The 18,194-nt window shown below is 58.0% G+C and carries 12 protein-coding genes; 10 read left to right on the forward strand and 2 right to left on the reverse strand.

Translation table 11 applies throughout. The features are described 5' to 3' along the window. Positions 1–223: 223 nt before the first annotated feature. The 6 genes from BHW66_RS00540 to BHW66_RS00565 all read left to right on the forward strand — a co-directional run bounded on the left by BHW66_RS00540 (position 224) and on the right by BHW66_RS00565 (position 10,671). Positions 224–1,423, forward strand: a complete 1,200-nt coding sequence (locus BHW66_RS00540; RefSeq protein WP_286688811.1) for an efflux RND transporter periplasmic adaptor subunit — start codon at positions 224–226, stop codon at positions 1,421–1,423. A 61-nt stretch (positions 1,424–1,484) separates the two neighbouring features. Continuing rightward, positions 1,485–4,700 carry an efflux RND transporter permease subunit gene (locus tag BHW66_RS00545; protein WP_286688812.1) on the forward strand — a complete coding sequence of 1,072 codons (3,216 nt, stop codon included), beginning with the start codon at positions 1,485–1,487 and terminating at the stop codon, positions 4,698–4,700. A 37-nt stretch (positions 4,701–4,737) separates the two neighbouring features. Next, positions 4,738–6,171 carry an efflux transporter outer membrane subunit gene (locus tag BHW66_RS00550; protein WP_094137166.1) on the forward strand — a complete coding sequence of 478 codons (1,434 nt, stop codon included), beginning with the start codon at positions 4,738–4,740 and terminating at the stop codon, positions 6,169–6,171. Between the two features lie 248 nt (positions 6,172–6,419). Next, entirely contained in the window at positions 6,420–6,797 is a 378-nt protein-coding gene (locus tag BHW66_RS00555) for a hypothetical protein (protein WP_286688813.1), read from the forward strand. A 20-nt stretch (positions 6,798–6,817) separates the two neighbouring features. Continuing rightward, complete coding sequence (locus BHW66_RS00560) at positions 6,818–7,576, forward strand: PEP-CTERM sorting domain-containing protein (protein ID WP_286688814.1); 759 nt, start codon at positions 6,818–6,820, stop codon at positions 7,574–7,576. A 95-nt stretch (positions 7,577–7,671) separates the two neighbouring features. Then, a complete protein-coding gene (locus tag BHW66_RS00565; protein WP_286688815.1) occupies positions 7,672–10,671 on the forward strand; it encodes a GDSL-type esterase/lipase family protein in 3,000 nt (999 codons plus the stop codon). 147 nt (positions 10,672–10,818) lie between these two features. Here BHW66_RS00565 and BHW66_RS00570 read toward each other — a convergent pair whose 3' ends face one another. Then, a complete protein-coding gene (locus BHW66_RS00570) occupies positions 10,819–11,439 on the reverse strand; it encodes a hypothetical protein (RefSeq protein WP_286688816.1) in 621 nt (206 codons plus the stop codon). A 99-nt stretch (positions 11,440–11,538) separates the two neighbouring features. Next, positions 11,539–12,078, reverse strand: a complete 540-nt coding sequence (locus tag BHW66_RS00575) for a hypothetical protein (RefSeq protein ID WP_102733292.1) — start codon at positions 12,076–12,078, stop codon at positions 11,539–11,541. Positions 12,079–12,267: 189 nt separating this feature from the next. On the opposite strand from BHW66_RS00575, the gene BHW66_RS00580 reads away from it, so the two are divergent. The 4 genes from BHW66_RS00580 (at position 12,268) to gdhA (ending at position 17,957) form a co-directional block, all read left to right on the forward strand. Then, a complete protein-coding gene (locus tag BHW66_RS00580) occupies positions 12,268–12,741 on the forward strand; it encodes a PTS sugar transporter subunit IIA (protein WP_012421072.1) in 474 nt (157 codons plus the stop codon). Further along, on the forward strand, positions 12,738–14,528 hold the full coding sequence (locus tag BHW66_RS00585) for a chloride channel protein (RefSeq protein ID WP_102737415.1): 1,791 nt from the start codon (positions 12,738–12,740) through the stop codon (positions 14,526–14,528). The genes BHW66_RS00580 and BHW66_RS00585 overlap by 4 nt, the downstream gene beginning before the upstream one ends. Before the next feature lie 459 nt (positions 14,529–14,987). Beyond that, positions 14,988–15,998, forward strand: coding sequence for a transposase (locus tag BHW66_RS00590; protein WP_022197347.1), 1,011 nt, complete (start codon positions 14,988–14,990; stop codon positions 15,996–15,998). Positions 15,999–16,601: 603 nt separating this feature from the next. Further along, the gene (gene gdhA / locus BHW66_RS00595) at positions 16,602–17,957 is read left to right on the forward strand and encodes an NADP-specific glutamate dehydrogenase (RefSeq protein WP_022197349.1); all 1,356 of its coding nucleotides are present in this window, start codon (positions 16,602–16,604) and stop codon (positions 17,955–17,957) included. Positions 17,958–18,194: the final 237 nt, after the last annotated feature.

The following is an 18,194-nucleotide window of genomic DNA, read 5'->3' on the forward strand; positions in this document are numbered from 1 at the left end:
TTATACATTTGTTTAATTAAATTATCCTTTCATTATGCAAAGGTTACAGATATTTTGCAGAATTCAGAACACATCTTTGCGTTGACTTTGTAAGAAAAAGAAGAGAAAATTCTTTCGCTTTGCCGCACCTTCCGGCACCAGCCGCAACCAACCGCATTCATTTATGTATAACAAGCCTTTGACGTTTGCCGCCACAACCCTGCTCCTTTGCTCCCCGGTGATCATGTTAACTTCCTGCGAAGGGGAAAAGGATTCCGCAGCCCAGGCGCCGGCGCTCGTTCCCGAAGTGCAGGTGACCAAACTGGTCACGAAGGATGTTCCCATCAGGCAGGAATGGGTGGGCACCCTGCGCGGCACGGAAGATGCCGAAATCCGTTCCCAGGTCACGGGATACCTTCTTTCCAAGGATTACCGGGACGGCGCTTATGTCAAGAAGGGCCAGGTGCTTTTCCAGATTGATCCCCGCCCGTTCCAGGCAACGCTGGACCAGGCCCAGGGGAGACTGGAACAATATGAAGCCACGCTGAAAAAATACAAGCTGGACGTGGAACGCTACACCCCGCTGGTGAAAACCGGCTCCGTCAGCCGCAAGCAGCTGGACGACGCCCTGCAGCAGGTCCAGGAAACGGAAGCCGCCATCGCCACGGCAAAGGCCCAGGTAGATGAAGCAAAAATCAATCTTAAATTCACCACCATTACAGCCCCCATTTCCGGCCTGGCCGGCCTGGCAACCCCTTCCATCGGCAACCTGCTGACGCCCTCCAGCCCCACGCCGCTGACCACCATTTCCTCCATTGACCCCATCCGGGTGGATTTCTCCGTGAGCGAACGGGATTTCCTGAACTCCATGGACAATAATCTGACCAGGCAGAAGCACCTCAAATTTGACGTGATTCTTGCCAACGGCACGGAATATCCCATGCAGGGCGAACCCGTGGCCATTGACAGGAATGTGGATGCCCAGACCGGCACCATCAACATCGTCGGGCACATTCCCAATCCGAACCTGACGCTGCGGCCCGGCATGTTCGTCCGCGTCCGCGCCACGGTGAAAACGCTGGAAAACGCCGCGCTGGTGCCTCCGCGCGCCATTCTGTCCGCCCAGAGCGCCAAATTCATCATTTACCTGGATGACAAGAACATTCCCCACATGCAGGTCGTCAACCTCGGCCCCGTTGTTGACGGCATGCAGGTAATCAACATCATTCCCATGCCGCACTCCACCTTCACGAAGGACAGCCCCATCGTGGTGGAGGGAATCATGCAGGCGGCCAAGGTGCAGGGACAAGCCCCCGTCAAACCGCTTCCCTACAAGCCCGTAGTTTCCCAGCCCGTCATGCCCTCCATAGGGGCCCAGTCCTTTGAAAAGGCCAGGACGCCGGAAGGCATGAAGGATGGAGAAGCCCAGCCGTCCGCCAAGTAACCTCCCTTATCCGGAGACCCAGCATCTTCCCTTTTCCCGCGCATTTTCATGATTTAACGCCATGTCCAGCTTCTTCATCAAACACCCGACCATTGCCATCGTCATCTCGATCGTGATGATCCTGCTCGGCGGCCTGTCCCTGATGGGGCTGCCCATTGAGCAGTATCCGAATATCGTCCCGCCCACCATCAAGATGCAGGCGACCTACCCGGGCGCGAATGCGGAGACGGTGGCCAATTCCGTAGCCTCCCCCATTGAGCAGTCCATTTCCGGCGTCGTGGGGATGGATTACATGACTTCCACCAACGCCAACAACGGCATCTGCTCCCTGAGCATCGTCTTTGAAGTTGGCACGGACCCCAACATGGACCAGACGCTGGCCTACATGCGCTACGGGCAGGCCACCGCCCAGATTCCCGCGGAGGTCTCCCAGATGGGCATCACCATCACGCAGTCCACAGGCAGCCCGCTGGCCGTAATCAACCTGTATTCTCCGGATGACAGCCTGAACGCCATTTTCCTGAGCAACTATGCCTACGTGAGCCTGGTGGACCCCGTGAAACGCGTTCCCGGCGTGGGCGACGTGCAGGTATTCGGCGCAGGCCGCTACGCCATGCGCATCTGGCTGGACACCACCAAAATGGCCGCCCAGAACATCTCCGTGGGAGAAGTCCAGTCCGCCATCCAGGCGCAGAACACCGTGATTCCCGGCGGCCAGATCGGCGCGGAGCCGGCCCCTCCCGGAACGGAATTCACATACAGTATCCAGACCAAGGGGCGCCTTCAGACGGCTGAGGAATTCGGCAACATCATCATCCGTGCGGAGGGGAACAAGCTTCTTTACCTGAAAGACATCGCCAAGGTGGAGCTGGGCTCCCAGACTTACAACGTATCCAGCAAATACAACGGCAGGGATTCCGGCGCCATCGCCGTGTACGCCGCTCCCGGCTCCAACGCCATCAACACGGTGGACGCTCTGGTCAAGCTCTTTGAAGACCGCTCCCGCAGCTTCCCCGCCGGAATGGAATACAACCTGACGCTGGACACCACGCTGGCCGTGCGCGCCTCCATTGAGGAAATTGAGCACACGCTGGTGGAAGCCCTCCTGCTGGTGGTCCTGGTGGTGTTCGTCTTCCTGCAAGGCTGGCGCGCCACGCTGATTCCGGCCATCGCCGTTCCGGTATCCATCATCGCCACCTTCGCGCTGTTTCCGCTCCTGGGCTTCACGTTGAATACCATCTGCCTCATGGGCATGGTGCTGGCCATCGGCCTGGTGGTGGATGACGCCATTGTGGTGGTGGAAGCCGTGGAATCCCACATGGAGCGCGGCCTCACGCCCCGCCAGGCGGCCTTCGCCGCCATGGAGGAAGTTTCCGGCCCCGTCATCGCCATTGCCCTGGTGCTTGCGGCGGTGTTCCTGCCCTCCCTGCTGCTGCCGGGCATTACAGGCACGCTCTTCCAGCAGTTTGCCGTGACCATCGCCATTTCCATGCTTATTTCCGCGTTCAACGCGCTGACGCTCTCCCCGGCGCTGTCCGCCATTCTGCTCAAACCCAAGGACCCGTCCAAGGGAGGCCCGCTGAAATTCTTCTACCGCGTTTTCAACCGCAGTTATGACGCCACGGCCAGCGGCTACACCAAAGTGTGCCACTTCCTGACCCGCAAGCTCATCATCTCCATTCCGCTGCTGGCTCTGATCGCCTACGCGATTGTCCCCGTAGCCAAGAAAATCCCCAACGGCTTCCTGCCGGACGAAGACCAGGGCTACCTGTTCGCGGCCCTGATCATGCCGGAAGCCCGCTCCCTCCAGCTGACTACGGCCGCCGCGGACAAGGTCTCCGAACTCATCCGTCAGAACCCGAACGTAAAAGACGTGATTGCCATCTCCGGCTTCAGCCTGCTGACGGGCGTGCAAAGCACGAACAACGCCTTCTTCTTCGTCATGCTCAAGCCCTGGGAGGAACGCCCCAATCCGGACCAGAGCGCCCAGGCGGTCACCGCCCAGCTGAACGCCCTGCTGACCACGAAAGTTTCCGAAGGCATCACCATGTGCTTCCAGCCTCCGGCCATTGCGGGGGTAGGTTCCGCCAACGGCGTCACCTTCATGTTGGAAGACCGCGACGGCAAGGGTACGGAATACCTGGCGGAACAAACGGACATCTTTGTGAAGGAAGCGAACAAGCTTCCGATATTCGACCCGAACAACAACGGCGGCGTGCGCAGTGTGATGTCCTTCGCCGTGGAACAGAAAGATGTGCGGCTGGATGAAGAAAAATGCGCCACGCTGGGCGTCAGCATCAGTGAAGCCAACAGCCTGCTCCAGGCCTACATGGGTTCCCTGTTCATCAACTACATCACCCTTTACGGCCAGCAGTGGCAAGTGTACATCCAGGCGCAGGGCAGTGACCGCACCGGAACGGACATGCTCAAAAACTTCTATGTGAAGAACAACACGGGAAGCTCCGTCCCCCTTTCCACCCTCGTGAAAATCACGGATATCAAGGGGCCGGAATTCCTGCTGCGCCAGAACCTGTACAACTCATCCAAGCTCATGGTCACGCCCGCCCAGGGCTACTCCAACTCCCAGGCCATGGAGGCGCTGGAAAAAACCTTTGAAGCCAGCATGCCTTCCGACATGGGCTACAGCTATGCGGACATGAGCTACCAGGAACAAAAAATCCAGAACGGTATCGGCATCGTGCAGATTTTCCTGCTCTCCTCCGTCTTTGTCTTCCTGATTCTGGCGGCCCTGTATGAACGGTGGTCCCTGCCCCTCAGCATCTTCATGACGGTGCCCATCGCGGCCCTCGGCGCGTTCCTGGGCCTGTACTGGTTCGGTTATGAATTGAACCTGTACGCGCAAATCGGCCTGGTGATGCTCATCGGACTGGCGGCCAAGAATGCCATTCTGATTGTGGAATTCGCCGTCATTGAAATGGAACGCGGCAAGACGCTGATGGAAGCGACGCTTTCCGCCGCCAGAATCCGCCTGCGCCCCATCCTGATGACTTCCTTCGCTTTCATTCTGGGCTGCGTTCCGCTGGCGCTGGCCTCCGGTTCCGGCGCTTATTCCCGCAATATCATCGGAATCGTGGTCATTGCCGGGATGACGATGGCGACGGTCGTGGGCATTTTCCTGATTCCGTGCTCCTTCTATTTCATCATGAAACTCTTCCGCGTCCGCGTCGCCCGTAAGACGGTGGAAACGGAAGACCCGGATGAAATCATCGCCCGCAAGCATCTGTTCCACGAAGCCCATGAATCATTAAAAGGGTAACCCCCTTTGCAACCATCTGAAAACAGACTCAACGCATATGCGAAGAAACCCATACATCACACGCGCCATCCTTCTGGGAACGGCTTTTGCCGCTTCCTCCTGCATGATGGGCCCCGACTTCAAACCGGTGGACATGCCCATGCCCGCGGCATTCAGGGGAGCCCCCGCGGCGACGGAATCCATTGCGGACCTGCCCTGGTGGAAAGTCTTCAAAAACAAGGACCTTCAGGACCTCCTGACGGACACCTACAACAATAACCGCGACTTGAAAGCCGCCATGGCGCGCGTGGAAAAGGCACGCCAGTACATCACCATCACGGAGGCCCCGCTCTTCCCGTGGGCGGATTATTCCGGCTCCGTCAGCAAAGGCTCCAACTATACCGGAGGCGGCATCGTCCAGACTACCGGAAACACACTGACGCCAGGGGCGATTGACGCCGGCATTTCCTGGGAACTGGATATCTGGGGCAAGACGCGCCGGATGACGGAAGCTGCCCGCGCAGACTACCTGGCTTCCGAAGAAGGACAGCGCGCGCTTATGCTTTCCCTGCTCCGCCAGGTGGCGGACTCCTACCTCCAGCTCCTCCAGCTGGACGAACAGCTTGCCATCGTGCAGAAATCCGTGGAATCCTATTCCGAAAGCCTGCGCCTGTTTGACGAACAGCTCGAAGGCCAGGTGGGCGACAGGCTCCAGGTGGCTTCCGCCAAGGCGGCCCTGGCTTCCTCCCAGGCCCAGATTCCCGCCATTCAGGTGCAAATCGCCAATCTGGAAAATGCGGTCTCCGTCCTGGCCGGACGCGCTCCCGGCCATATCCGCCGTTCCGGCAGCACCCGGGACATCGCCTATAACGTTAAGGTTCCCGCCGGCATTCCGGCCTACATCCTTTCCAGAAGGCCCGATGTCCGCCAGAGCGAATACAAGCTGCGCGCCGCCAATGCCGAGGTGGGCGTAGCCATTGCCAACTACTTCCCGACCATCTCCCTGACGGCGGCGGGCGGCCTCGCCTCCGCAGACCTGCGCCACGTGCAGGGGCGCCGCGGCGGCTGGGGCCTGGGGACCAATCTGACCGGCCCCCTCTTCCAGGCGGGCAAGCTGACGGCTTCCGAAAAAGCGGCCAAGGCGGAATTCCTGGCGGCCAGCAACGACTATGAGCAAACGGTTCTCAACGCCCTGGCGGAAGTCTCCAGCACGCTCATCCAGAGGGACAAGCTGCGGAGCATCACCGCCACCCAGTCCGAGGCCGTGGAAGCCTACCACACGGCGGTAAAACTCTCCTTTGAGCGCTACCGCACAGGCCTTTCCAACTACATTGAAGTCCTGTACGCCCAGCAGAACCTCTACCCCGCGCAGATTCAGCTTTCCCAGTACTATTACCAGCACGCCAGCACGCTGGTTTCCCTGTACACGGCCCTGGGCGGCGGCTGGAACATGAGCCACAAGGCTATCATGGATGGCCCTTCCGGGCGATAAAGGCGCTTCCCCTGACAACAGGCAATATACCTGACTGTTTTTCTCCCTCCGGCAAGCACAGCTTGCCGGAGGATTTATTTTCCGGCCCGGGAACAACGGAGGCTCTCCAACCACCTTCTCCGTCCCGGCAGCAGGAACCACGGGACGGAAATTCCCAACGGAGGGGCTCTTTTCCTGTTCCGCCCCCATCCGGAAAGCGCCAAGCCCTCAACCACTCCTTCTCCCTTTTCCCCGCGGAAACGGAGGCCATGTTGAAATTTCCCCAATTCCCCTTCATTCACGATCAACAGGCCGCAGAACAATTTCATCGCGTTTTTCAGGAATTCATGGTCGTTGATTCCGATATCCCGCCGGTTTCAATAAGACAAGCCATCTCCTGCTTTGACAGCTTATGCGCCACCTTTTGCCGGATTCAAAATCCGCCGACAATTAAAAATATTGACGATAAGTGTGTTGTTGAATATAATACGTTGATTTTCAGTAGTATTTTCGGGATCTGGTCTTTTCACGTCCCATTTCTTCCGCCATGGTTTTCCGAACTTTACCCCTGTTGGGAAAATCAAATGCCGCAAACGGATTTTGAATCCGGTAAAAAGCGGAAGTTTCTTACGTGGAAACATTTTTAGTAATTATTGCAATAACTTAGATGAAGACTAAATATCTTGCTCTCCTGGTCGCCGCCATGGGAAGCGGCCTGTCTTTCGGGGCTTCCATCGACGGTCTGGATGCGGCTTATTCAAAAAACCTCACCGCCTATAACGGAACTACTGGAGATGTGCTAAACGTCTCCTCACCCACAACGCTTGGTGTAAACGCCAACGGCTCCTGGACGATGGCATTCACCATTTCCGATCTGGGAGTCACTCCAGGTTCAAACGTAGGATTGCTGTTTACCTACAACACCGGCTCTTACAAAAATCTGGAAGGTCTGGGATTCCAGCTTACGGAATCCGGAACTCTCACTCTGTGCGCCGGAGGTTTTGCCTACAACGGAAATCCATCTGCTTCCTCTTCCTGGAAAACGCAAACGTTTTCCGATTATTCCACCAGCACCCCCCTGACCCTGTTTTACACATTCAACAGGGGAAATGTTTCCATCTCCGCCATGCTGGGGGACGACATGTCCACGCTGACCACGCTGAGCAGCCTCAGCAGCGGAGCCACCTTCAGCGGCCAGAACATGACCCAGATCAACTTTTCCGCCAAAGACGCCTCCGGAAACACATGGACCGCCCCGAATGGAATCACGGGGGAATATACCCTGAACAATTTTGATCTGTACACGGAGGTTTTGACAGAAGAGCAGATGACGGCATACGCCCTGAGCTCCGTTCCGGAACCGGCTGCGGCCTCCCTGGGCCTGCTGGGCCTGGGCATCCTTCTGATGCGCCGCCGCAGGGCCTGACTTTTTCCTTACCGCGTCCATTCCTGCTCCGTTCAGGGATGGACGTTTTCTTCACTCTTTTTCAAATATCCTTTTCATTTTTCCTTGACGCTCTGATGAAAGTCCGGCTCCCTCTCCCCCTCCTGGCTGCCCTGGCGGCGGCATTCCCCGCAGCAACCGCTGCCCCGACGGGCACGGAACTGGGAAACGTCATGTTCGTTGGGGATTCCATCACCCACGGGGTCAACAGCGCCTCCTACCGTTGGGACCTCCATAAAATATTTACAGACAACGGCATTTCCTACCGGGCGGAAGGCGTCAAAACCGGCAATTATTCCGGGGGAGTTACTGCGGGCACTTCCTACGGGGGCCAGATATTCAACAATGAACATTCCTCTCAGGCAAGCGCCAGGGCATGGGAAATATCCGGCAGGAGCAACGGAAGCAGGTTTGACGGCTCCAACATTAACAACTGGCTGGGGCTTTCCGGCACCAAGGCAAACGGAAGCGCCTATTCAGGCCAGACATTCACCGGAGACAATACGCCGGATACCTTTTTCATGATGATCGGCACCAACGATCTCCTTTCTGACGGAAACAATGCCACGCTGGCGAACCGCCTTGACTCCGTTTCCCAAAACCTCCTGAACGATATGGACACCATCGTGGAGGCCATGTTCCAGGCCAATGAACATGCGAATGTCATCATCCTTACCATTCCCTGCTGGACCCGGCACTCCAACGGCAATTCGGACGCCACCCACCAGGCCGTGGCTGATTACAATGATCGTCTGAAAACATGGGGGAATGGCAGGCAGAACGTCACGGTCATTGACGTCAATGCCGGCATCATTGACGTAACATCCTCCACGCCGTTCTACGGCGTAAGCTCCATGTTCAACAACCCCGGCAGCGACGGCCTCCATCCCAATGCCCAGGGAGATCTGCTTATGGCCGGCAATATCGCCAGGGCCATGGGCTACGCGGGGCGCACCGCCGGACAGGAAAGAAAAGCAGCTGGCGGCCTGGCCATCAATTTTCACCAGGGCGGGCAATCCCCCGCATGGAGCTCGAACAGCCAGTTGGAAAATAAAGGGTTTTCCCTCGCCAATGTCACTGTGGACGAGAACGGCATCAGCCTGGGGCAATCCGGGGAAAGCTCCATTTCCTATTCCTGGGCGGAAGGGACGGATCTGCAAAACGGCTTTACCTTTGATTGCAACCTGGTTCTGGGAAACGGCGCAGCAGACGGATGGGATACCGCCTCCGATTTCAGCATCAGCCTGGGGAACAGCTCCTTTTACGGCACGCTCAATATTAATGAGGCCTACATCAAATGGGGCGATGCCATTCTGTATTCCCTGGACATGTCCGCCAATGCGGAAAACCTGCGTATGGCATATATCCGCGGCAATGAGCTGGAAGGGCTGAAAGGCGGCTATTACGTCTGGCTGGGGGACATGCTGATTGGGGAAGCGCTTTCCGTTACCTCCGGCTCCGGCTGCAACGGCCTCACCATTCAATACAACGGCAGCGGAACCGCTGTTCTGCACGACCTGGCCCTGGACGGCACGGGTTCCTATGCCCCTGCCACTTCCGGAACGCTTAACGCGGAAAAGTCTTTTATTTCTTCCGGCTCCTTCACCCAGAGTGGAACACCGGAAGGCAATATTGAGTGGAAAACGGAGGGATTCACCAAAACCGCTGATAATCTGGCCGGCTCCGGTACCTTTAATGCCCGCGCCCAGGCGGATTCCTCCGCAGGGGGAACGGGGAATTCCGTAAACGTCTCCATTACCTCCGGAAACGCCACTCATATTTATGCGAACAGCGGCAACTACACGGGGGACGTCTGGCTGACCATCTCCAAGGAGGGACAGGCCTCCGCCTGGTACGGAGCTCACGGAGCTTCCGGCACGCTCAACGGGAACGTCTTCCTCCGTTTCACGGATGCCGCCACAGGCGGAAGCACGGTCTTCGGTGCCGTGAACGCCGCCGGCGTCACCGGAAACGTTTATCTGGAATTCTCTGCGGAAAACGCCTCCTTCGGCACCTTCACCAGCAGTAATTCCTCCTCTGTGGTCGGCTCCTATGCCACGGATATCCAGGGGAATGTAGACATTGTGGTCAACTCCGGCACCTTCAACCATCAAATCATGGGCGGCATCTTCGCCAATGCCAGGATCGGAACCACCACCATTGGAGGAAACACGCATGTTTACATCAATGGCGGCTCCGTCACCGGAAATGTTATGGGCGGCGGCCTGACAGGCTCCATTTCCGGCGGCGCCAACGTCACCGTCACAGGCGGCGTTATCAGCGGTTCCGTTTACGGCGCGGGCCAGGGAGGCTCTATCCTGGCAGGAAGCTCGGTTTGCTTGACAGGAGGCCTGGTTAAAGGGGACGTTTACGCCGGTGGCAAGGCGGGTTCCATTCAGGGGGACACGTCCGTCACCATCACCGGAAACACGGCCACGCTTTATAACGGGAGCTCCTGGGGCAGCATCTCCGGCGGCGGGTCCGGCGGAACGGTGGATGGAAACTCCACCGTACGCATCCAGAATCTTTCCTCAGGAACGACGGCCTACGGCTTTGACAAGTACGCCGGAAACATCAGCGGCGGAACCAATGTAAGCGGAGACAGGAGCCTGGTGCTGGATTATGTAACCGTGGACAGCCTCCAGGCTTCCCTGAGTAACTTCACCCATGTTTCCGCCGTCAACCAGACCCGCACCTCGCTGGATTCCCTAGGCGGGGCGCTCACCGTAACCATTGAGGCGGGAAGCAGCCTTATCCTGAACGGAACCTCTAACCTGACCACGCTTATTCTGGGGGAACACGCCTCCCTGACGCTTCAGGGGCTCACCGCAGATGCGGTCGTCGTGGACATCACGGGAACAAGCAATTACACACTCTCCCTGACAGAGATACCTGCCAGCCTGGACAACATCAAATTCCTGAACGACGGCGTTCTGTACGACGCGGCCATGTCCATGGATCTTCAGGCCAATTCCGCCATGCTTTTCGCCCAGGTGCCGGAACCCGGAAGCGCCGCCCTGGCCCTGGCCGGACTGGCCCCCCTCCTGTGGAGGAGGCGCAGAAAAATGTCCCATTGAGGCCCTTCGTTTTCTTCAGGCCCTGATGGACAAAAGAAGCCCCCGCCGGCGTAACGCCGGCGGGGGCTTCCCATGCGGAAAAACGGCGGAGAAGAAAAGGAAAAGCATCCATCCCTCCCCGGGCGTTTTTCATGGAACGGGAGGAGATCAGGCCCCTCTGTTTTTAAACAGTTCCAGTGCGAGCTGAGACCAGGTCTCCAGTTTCTCAAACATTTCCCCGGACAGTTCCTCCGGAGAAACAAAACGGAGATTGGCCAAGGCTGCTTCATTCGCGCGCACACGGTCCGTATCCAGCTCAAACAGGTGGACAATGCCCAGATGCACGGTCCCCACGTCATTGGTATCGTCATTAATCACGCCGAGAACCCGCTGGGTGCAGTTCCCGTCAATAACCAGTTCCTCGCGGATTTCGCGCTCCACTCCGGCCAGATAGGTGGAAACGTCGTCATGGCCGGATTGGCGGTCCACCGGATTGATATGGCCTCCGATGCCGATGGAGCCCTTGTCATGCAAGCGGGCCTCGCCGCCGGAGCCTCCGCGCGTGTAATGCAGAATGCGGCCCTGGTGGCAGAAAATGGCATAGGCGATGATCTGTTTGTGGGAAGGATCATTTTCCGCAGCCTCCCGGTCCATGAACGAGGCGACGCCCGGCTTCATGAACGCATTCAGATAATGATCCCCGCCTTCCCGGTGTCCCTGGAAATAGCCCGCTTCCTCAAAGGCGGCGCGGGGAACCACCAGAACCTGTTCTCCATGGTAACGTGACATGGAGACACCCTACCCGTTTTCATCCCGCGCTCAACAAAAAAGGCGCTGAAACGGCAAATTTGCCCCTTCCTTCAGGAAGGCGCGGGCTGCCCCTCCGCATCAGGAGACATCCCTCACTTCCACGCCATGATTCCGGAACCTGCGCATGATGCTTTCCAGCTGTTCCGCATCCATGAGATGGAGCGGCAGCCACAGCACCAGCTTCTTGCCGAACAGGAACAGCAACGCGTGGCGCGTCCTGCACAACGTGGAAAAACGGTCGTAGGGAATATTCATGGGGGCAACGCCCTTGCTGGAGAACGTCAGGTAATCCTCATGAAAAACGTAATCCTTTTCCTGATGGTACATGGGCACCTTTTTATTGGCGGCCAGAGCGGCCTTTGCCAGAAAGGGGACGTAAAACCAGGACAGGATAATCGCCATCAGCGCCCCGGCCAGGGACAGCCAGGCGAATAAGGGCAAAGGGCGCAGGGAAAAGGAATACAGCGCCATCAACACAAAAAAGGCCGTAATGGCCAGGTCCAGCGGCTTTTTCCACCTGGGGCGCACCGCATGGTACCATGCCACCAGCACCTGGGTTGCCAGGCGGTCGGAAGGTACGGGCTTGACGAGTTTGATGACTTCTGAATCCTGCATCATGGCGGCAGGGTAGCTTCATTCCCGCTGAAGAAAAAGCCTAAAAGCAGGCTCTTCCGCCGCCATGGTGTCAAAAAAGCCCCTCCGGAAAGGTCTCTTCCCCCTTTTTCCCGCCTCCCATTCACGGGGGAAAACCTCCTTCCCCCGTATGCAGGCCAGAATTTCCTTGATAATCATGCCTCCCTTCATAGAATGAAAAACCAAAAGCCTTCAGAAGACCCGGTGGCAGACAATCTTCAAATTCACGTACGCACGTTCCAGCCCTCAACCACTCAGGCACAGGCTCTGGAAACCCTGACGGATTCCATGGCGGAAGTCCTTGACGACCGACAGCTAAGACACATCAAGAATGCGGTTCTTCTGCGTGAGGAAACGCAGACCACCTATCTGGATCACGGCCTGGCCGTCCCCCACGGACGCACCAGCGCGCTGGATTCCATGCAGGTCACCGTAGGCATCAGCCCAGAGGGCGTCCTCTGGCCGGACGATTCCCGCAACGCTCATCTCATTGTGATGCTGGGCGTGCCCGCCGCCATGGTGACCGGCTACCTGACCACCATGCAGAAATTGCTGCGGTGGCATAAAAACGCCCCCTTGGGCCCCAATGGGGAATGGACGGGAGATGAAGCCAGCCTCCTGGCGTCCCTTCAACAAGCCCTGCAATGACGGACAAGAAAAACCAGCCTGCGGAAAAGACGCGCCTTTCCTGGTCATGGCTGCGCATGGCGTTGAGCCTGCGTGAAAAAATCAAGCTGGGGGACAAGCAGGTCATCTTCATCTGGGCGGTCGTCGTCGGAGCGCTGGGTGCCCTGATGGCCCTTGTCTTTGAAATGGGCGTGGAACTGGTGCAGGACGTCCTGACGGGGCGGACCAGCTACAGGCAAATTCAGGTCTTTCAGGAAATGGCCAGCCAGGACCCGGCCTGGTGCATCTTCGTTCCGGCGGCGGGCGGCCTTTTGGCGGGGCTTACGCTTCTCTTCACCCACCGCTTTGTGCCGGCCAAGGCGACGGAATACATGGAAGCCGTGGCGCTGGGCAATGGATACGTGCCTCCCAAGCCCAGCCTTCTGCGTTCCCTGTCCGCCGTTTTCTCCGTAGGTTCCGGCGCATCCATCGGCCGTGAAGGCCCGCTGGTGCAGGCCGCCGCCGTAGCGGGCTCCGCCCTGGGGCGTTTCTTCCACCTCTCAGCTCCTCGCCTGCGCCTGGTAGTGGCCTGCGCCGCCGCCTCCGGCATGTCCTCCGCCTTCCATACGCCCCTGGCGGGCGGTCTGTTCGTAAGTGAAATCGTTCTGGGCGCGCTGACTATTGATTTCCTGGCTCCCCTGCTGGTTGCCAGCTGCGCGGGGTACTTTACCATGGGCCTGTTCCATGAACCCGCCCCCATCTACCAGCTCCAGCAGGAAGTTTCTCTGGCGGGCAACCAGCATGTGCTCTGGTGCGTGCTGCTGGGAGCCCTGGCCTCCCTGGTCGCCAGTTTCTGGCTCCTCATCCTCAAAAAATCGCGCCGGTACCTGAACGGCAAGCGCCAATGGCTGCCCGTGCGCCTGACGGCGGCAGGCGTGCTGGTGGGAGCCATCGCCATCTTTTACCCGGAAATCGTAGGGAACGGCAAAAATATCATCACCTCCCTCATTCATTATGAATTCGACGCCGCGAGAGCCGCCGTCCTGCTGTTCCTGAAAATATTCACCGTCGCCATCGTCTTCGGCGTGGGAACCGTGGGGGGCGCCCTGACCCCCAGCCTGACTATCGGGAGCGTCTGCGGCTTCCTGTTCAGCGCGGCTCTTACCCAGCTGGGGGTGCCCGGGGACCATGCCATCGCCTATTCCCTGGTGGGCATGGCCGCCTTTTTCACTACAGCTGCGAACGCCCCGATCACCTCCCTGGTGCTGGTGGTGGAATTCACCATGGCCGGGCAAATGATGTTCCCCCTGATCATCGGCGTGCTGGTTTCCTATGGAATGGCCAGGCTCACCAAAGCCCAGTCCATGTACCATGATTCCCTGGCCTTCGGCCCCAGAAGCACCTTTGACAAACCCCTGGCCCAGGTACAGCTTCAGGATGTAGCGCGCAAGGATCCGCCCGTTGTGCATCCCCTGGACAAATTCGGCACCATTGCCGCCATGCTCATTAAAAACCCGGCCCAGCCCATCTTCGTCACTTCCCCGACCGGCAAATACCTGGGAAGCGTGGTGGCGGAAGACGTGGCGGCCTTTGCCCGCAACAAAGAGCTGGCCCAGGCCGTACTGGCCATGGATGTGCTGCGCAGCGACATGCCTACGCTTCCTGCGGACATGCACCTCCCGGAAGCCCTGGGCATTTTCTCCCGCCCCCACTGCGCGGAATCCCTGGCCCTTGTGAACCCGAACAACGATCTGCTGCTGGGCGTGGTCAACAAGACGGACCTCTACCTGGTGCTCTCCGAAATCATGCGCAGGGAAAAGCTGCAATAAGGGCTGCCTTTCCGCATTAACATCCGTTGAAATAGCGGAAAAAAACGCCGCTTCCATCCTCGGATTACGGGAAATGTCCGTTCAAAACCGAACACCCGGCCCGTCCAAAGGACATTTTCCTTTCTCCGTGTCCGCAGCGCCCCGCCTTCCTTTCACGCCTTATCCGGGCATGGCATCAGAGAGACGACGTATTCGGGGATGTTTCTCCATCCCGTTCATGAAAAAACACAGGGCAAAGGCATGCTTTCCCCGGCACAAGCGCCCTGCCGCCATTGCGGAAAGTGAATCCGACTTCTTCCAAAGACCTTTGCCCGGAGCCTCTCCGGCAAAATTTACTTCCTCCGGAAAACGCGGAAGAGCCGGGAAGCGTATTTTTTTCCTCTTCTTTTTTCACAATAGGGGTCAGGTTAAAAATAACAACAAACTTGCATTTCAGACCTTTTCCGGTACGCTTCCGGCATGAGCCGCACCCTGAGAATAGAATACCCCGGAGCAGTCTATCACGTGCAGAGCGAGGGCAACCGCGGAGACGCCATTTATCTGGATGACGAAGACAGAGAAATCTTTCTGCGGACTTTTCAGGAGGCGTCCCGCAGAAGCGGATGGACCGTGTACGCCTACGCCCTGATGGCCAATCACTACCACATTCTTTTCCAAACCGCGCGCGCCAATCTGGTGGATGGCATGAAATGGCTCCAGACCGCTTATACCCAGCGTTTTAACGCGCGCCACCGAATGCGTGGGCATCTGTTCGCGGGCAGATACCACGCCATGGTGGTGGAAGCGGATAACGCCCACTATTTTTCAACTATCATTGACTACATCCACCTGAATCCGGCCCGGTCCGGCCTGGCGCGCCGCCATACGTTCCTTTCCGGCTGCAAATGGACGAGCCTGCCCGCATGGCTGGACTCTCCCGCAAAAAGACCCAAATGGATTCATCCGGAACGCGGCCTCGTCTGCTTCGGCTGCGACGACACGGAGGACGGACGCCAAAAGTACCTCAACCATCTGATGGGCCGCTTTGAAGCGGAACGCATGGATGAACGCTCCCTGCTGCCCGCCGGCCACGTTGGCCCCGGCACCGTCCAGCGGGGCTGGTGCTACGGCTCCAGCGCCTTCCGTGCCAGGCTGGTGGGGGAACTTCCCCGGCTGGCGCGCAGAAAGCCCGTCACGACGGGGATGCGCGCATCGGAGATCGGGGAATACCAGGCGGAAATCATCGTCAAAAACGGGTTGAAAGCATTCGGCCTATCGGAGGAGGAGCTGCTTGTCACGCCTTACAGTCACCCGTCCAAGCTCATCATCGCCCTGGCCGTCCGGCAAAGCACGCTGGTACCGTATGCCTGGATCAGCAACCGGCTGCACATGGGCATTCCCAAATCCATGGGAACCTTGCTCCACCGGGCAAAAAAAATGGCGGAAACGGATTTGAAAACGAGGGCGTGGATCGAGCGCCTGAGCTCCTGACCTCCGTTCCTCCCACGGAATAATTTGAAAAACTTTCCTCCCGCCACAAGGATGCGCCGGGCATGAAACCGTCATCCCGCGGCAGGAAGCACTCAAGGTCAGCCCCTTCTCCGGCACATCATCATGCAGACCGGCCCAAGCAATCCCACGGATGCCGCAGCCGGTTCCGGAACTACTGAAAAAGCCATGGCGGCAATTCCGGCTTTCTGCCACCAATGCGGAAACCAAGATGGCTCCCACCCAGCGTTGTTTGTAACATTCCATCTCTGCCGCCTTGTCTGTTCCTGATAATTTTTTCCTTTGTCATCCATTCTGCATGGACACCGGATTCAAAATCCGCCTTATGGAAACAGGAACCCGAATAACCGCATACAAACTCCATGTCCCCAGCATCCGAAACACGCAGTTCTGGCAGGCGTCAATCAGCAAGAACGGGGTCAGTTTACAAATCACAACATATAAACATATTTTCTATTTTCTTACTGACCCCTGAAAGCCGCCAGGGAAAAAAATGATTGCCAGCCCGCTTCGCGGAATGATAAACGGAAAGCGCGTGCGAAAAACTGCGCGTAAAGCGTCAACCCAAATACAACAACAGAAAAGATGGCACAGACATATTCCCAGCGCGTGCTCGACTTGGTTAAGGCCAAGCATAGCCACGAAAAAGAATTCATCCAGGCCGTTCAGGAAGTGCTCAGCACAATTGAACCGGTTTTGGCCGCGAATTCCAAGTATGAAGACCACGCGATTCTGGAACGGATCGTGGAACCGGAAAGAACCATCCTGTTCCGCGTGCCGTGGATCGATGACCAGGGCAAGGTTCAGGTGAACCGCGGGTACCGTGTGGAATTCAACAGCGCCATCGGACCGTACAAGGGCGGCCTCCGCTTCCACCCCAGCGTCAACCTCGGTATCCTGAAGTTCCTGGGTTTTGAACAGGTTTTCAAAAACTCCCTCACCACCCTTCCCATGGGCGGCGGCAAGGGCGGTTCCGACTTCGACCCCAAGGGCAAGAGCGATAATGAAGTGATGCGCTTCTGCCAGAGCTTCATGACGGAGCTTCAGCGCCACATCGGCGCGGATACGGACGTTCCCGCGGGGGACATCGGCGTGGGCGGCCGCGAAATCGGCTACCTGTTCGGACAATACAAGAGAATTCGCAACGAATTCACCGGCGTTCTCACCGGCAAGAGCCTGAACTGGGGCGGCTCCCTCATCCGTCCGGAAGCCACCGGCTACGGTTGCGTATACTTTGCCCAGAACATGCTTGCCACCCGCAACGACGGCCTGCAGGGCAAGGTCTGCCTGGTGTCCGGTTCCGGCAATGTAGCCCAGTACACGGTGGAAAAACTTAACGAACTGGGCGCGAAAGCGGTCACGATGTCCGACTCCAACGGCTATGTTTACGATCCGGACGGCATTTCCCCGGAAAAACTGGCCTGGGTCATGGAACTCAAGAACAAGCGCCGCGGACGCATTGCGGAATACGTGAAGCAGTTCCCGAAGGCCCAGTACTTTGAAGGCCAGCGCCCCTGGAGCGTTCCGTGCGACTGCGCCTTCCCCTCCGCCACGCAGAATGAAATCAACGGGGAAGACGCCCGTACCCTCATCAAGAACGGATGCACCCTGGTGGCGGAAGGCGCCAACATGCCTACGGACCTGGAAGGCATTGAAACCTACCTGGCCGCCAAAATCCTGTACGGCCCGGCCAAGGCCGCCAATGCCGGCGGTGTGGCCACCTCCGGCCTGGAAATGTCCCAGAACAGCCAGCGCCTCTCCTGGACGCGTGAAGAAGTGGACCACAAGCTGAAAACCATCATGGCCAACATCCACGCAAACGCCGTGGCCCACGCCCAGGAATACTCCTCCGACAAATCCTTCACCAACTACGTCACCGGCGCCAACATCGCCGGCTTCGTGAAAGTGGCGGATTCCATGATCGACCAGGGGGTAGTCTGACCCCGGCCCGACATACTTGCTGCCAATGTAAAACACACCAGAAGCGCCGGGTTCGCCCGGCGCTTCTCTTTTCTACGGAAATGTCTCCATTCCGGAAGTTCCTTTTTCCCGTATGGGCCAGACATGGCGGCGGAAGGACTTCAAAAGCCTCCCGGCATTGGGGACAACCACCCTCAGGACTTTTTCCCGGCTGCAGGGACTTTATCTGCTGCATCACGGCAGTCTCCGACTATTCAG

This window comes from Akkermansia sp. 54_46, from assembly GCF_001917295.1.
GTDB lineage: Bacteria > Verrucomicrobiota > Verrucomicrobiia > Verrucomicrobiales > Akkermansiaceae > Akkermansia > Akkermansia muciniphila.

Coding starts and splice junctions, on each gene's coding strand:
- BHW66_RS00540 (WP_286688811.1), top strand. CDS start 224: ATGTTAACTTCCTGCGAAGGGGAAAAGGATTCCGCAGCCCAGGCGCCG.
- BHW66_RS00545 (WP_286688812.1), top strand. CDS start 1,485: ATGTCCAGCTTCTTCATCAAACACCCGACCATTGCCATCGTCATCTCG.
- BHW66_RS00550 (WP_094137166.1), top strand. CDS start 4,738: ATGCGAAGAAACCCATACATCACACGCGCCATCCTTCTGGGAACGGCT.
- BHW66_RS00555 (WP_286688813.1), top strand. CDS start 6,420: ATGTTGAAATTTCCCCAATTCCCCTTCATTCACGATCAACAGGCCGCA.
- BHW66_RS00560 (WP_286688814.1), top strand. CDS start 6,818: ATGAAGACTAAATATCTTGCTCTCCTGGTCGCCGCCATGGGAAGCGGC.
- BHW66_RS00565 (WP_286688815.1), top strand. CDS start 7,672: ATGAAAGTCCGGCTCCCTCTCCCCCTCCTGGCTGCCCTGGCGGCGGCA.
- BHW66_RS00570 (WP_286688816.1), bottom strand. CDS start 11,439: ATGTCACGTTACCATGGAGAACAGGTTCTGGTGGTTCCCCGCGCCGCC.
- BHW66_RS00575 (WP_102733292.1), bottom strand. CDS start 12,078: ATGATGCAGGATTCAGAAGTCATCAAACTCGTCAAGCCCGTACCTTCC.
- BHW66_RS00580 (WP_012421072.1), top strand. CDS start 12,268: ATGAAAAACCAAAAGCCTTCAGAAGACCCGGTGGCAGACAATCTTCAA.
- BHW66_RS00585 (WP_102737415.1), top strand. CDS start 12,738: ATGACGGACAAGAAAAACCAGCCTGCGGAAAAGACGCGCCTTTCCTGG.
- BHW66_RS00590 (WP_022197347.1), top strand. CDS start 14,988: ATGAGCCGCACCCTGAGAATAGAATACCCCGGAGCAGTCTATCACGTG.
- gdhA (WP_022197349.1), top strand. CDS start 16,602: ATGGCACAGACATATTCCCAGCGCGTGCTCGACTTGGTTAAGGCCAAG.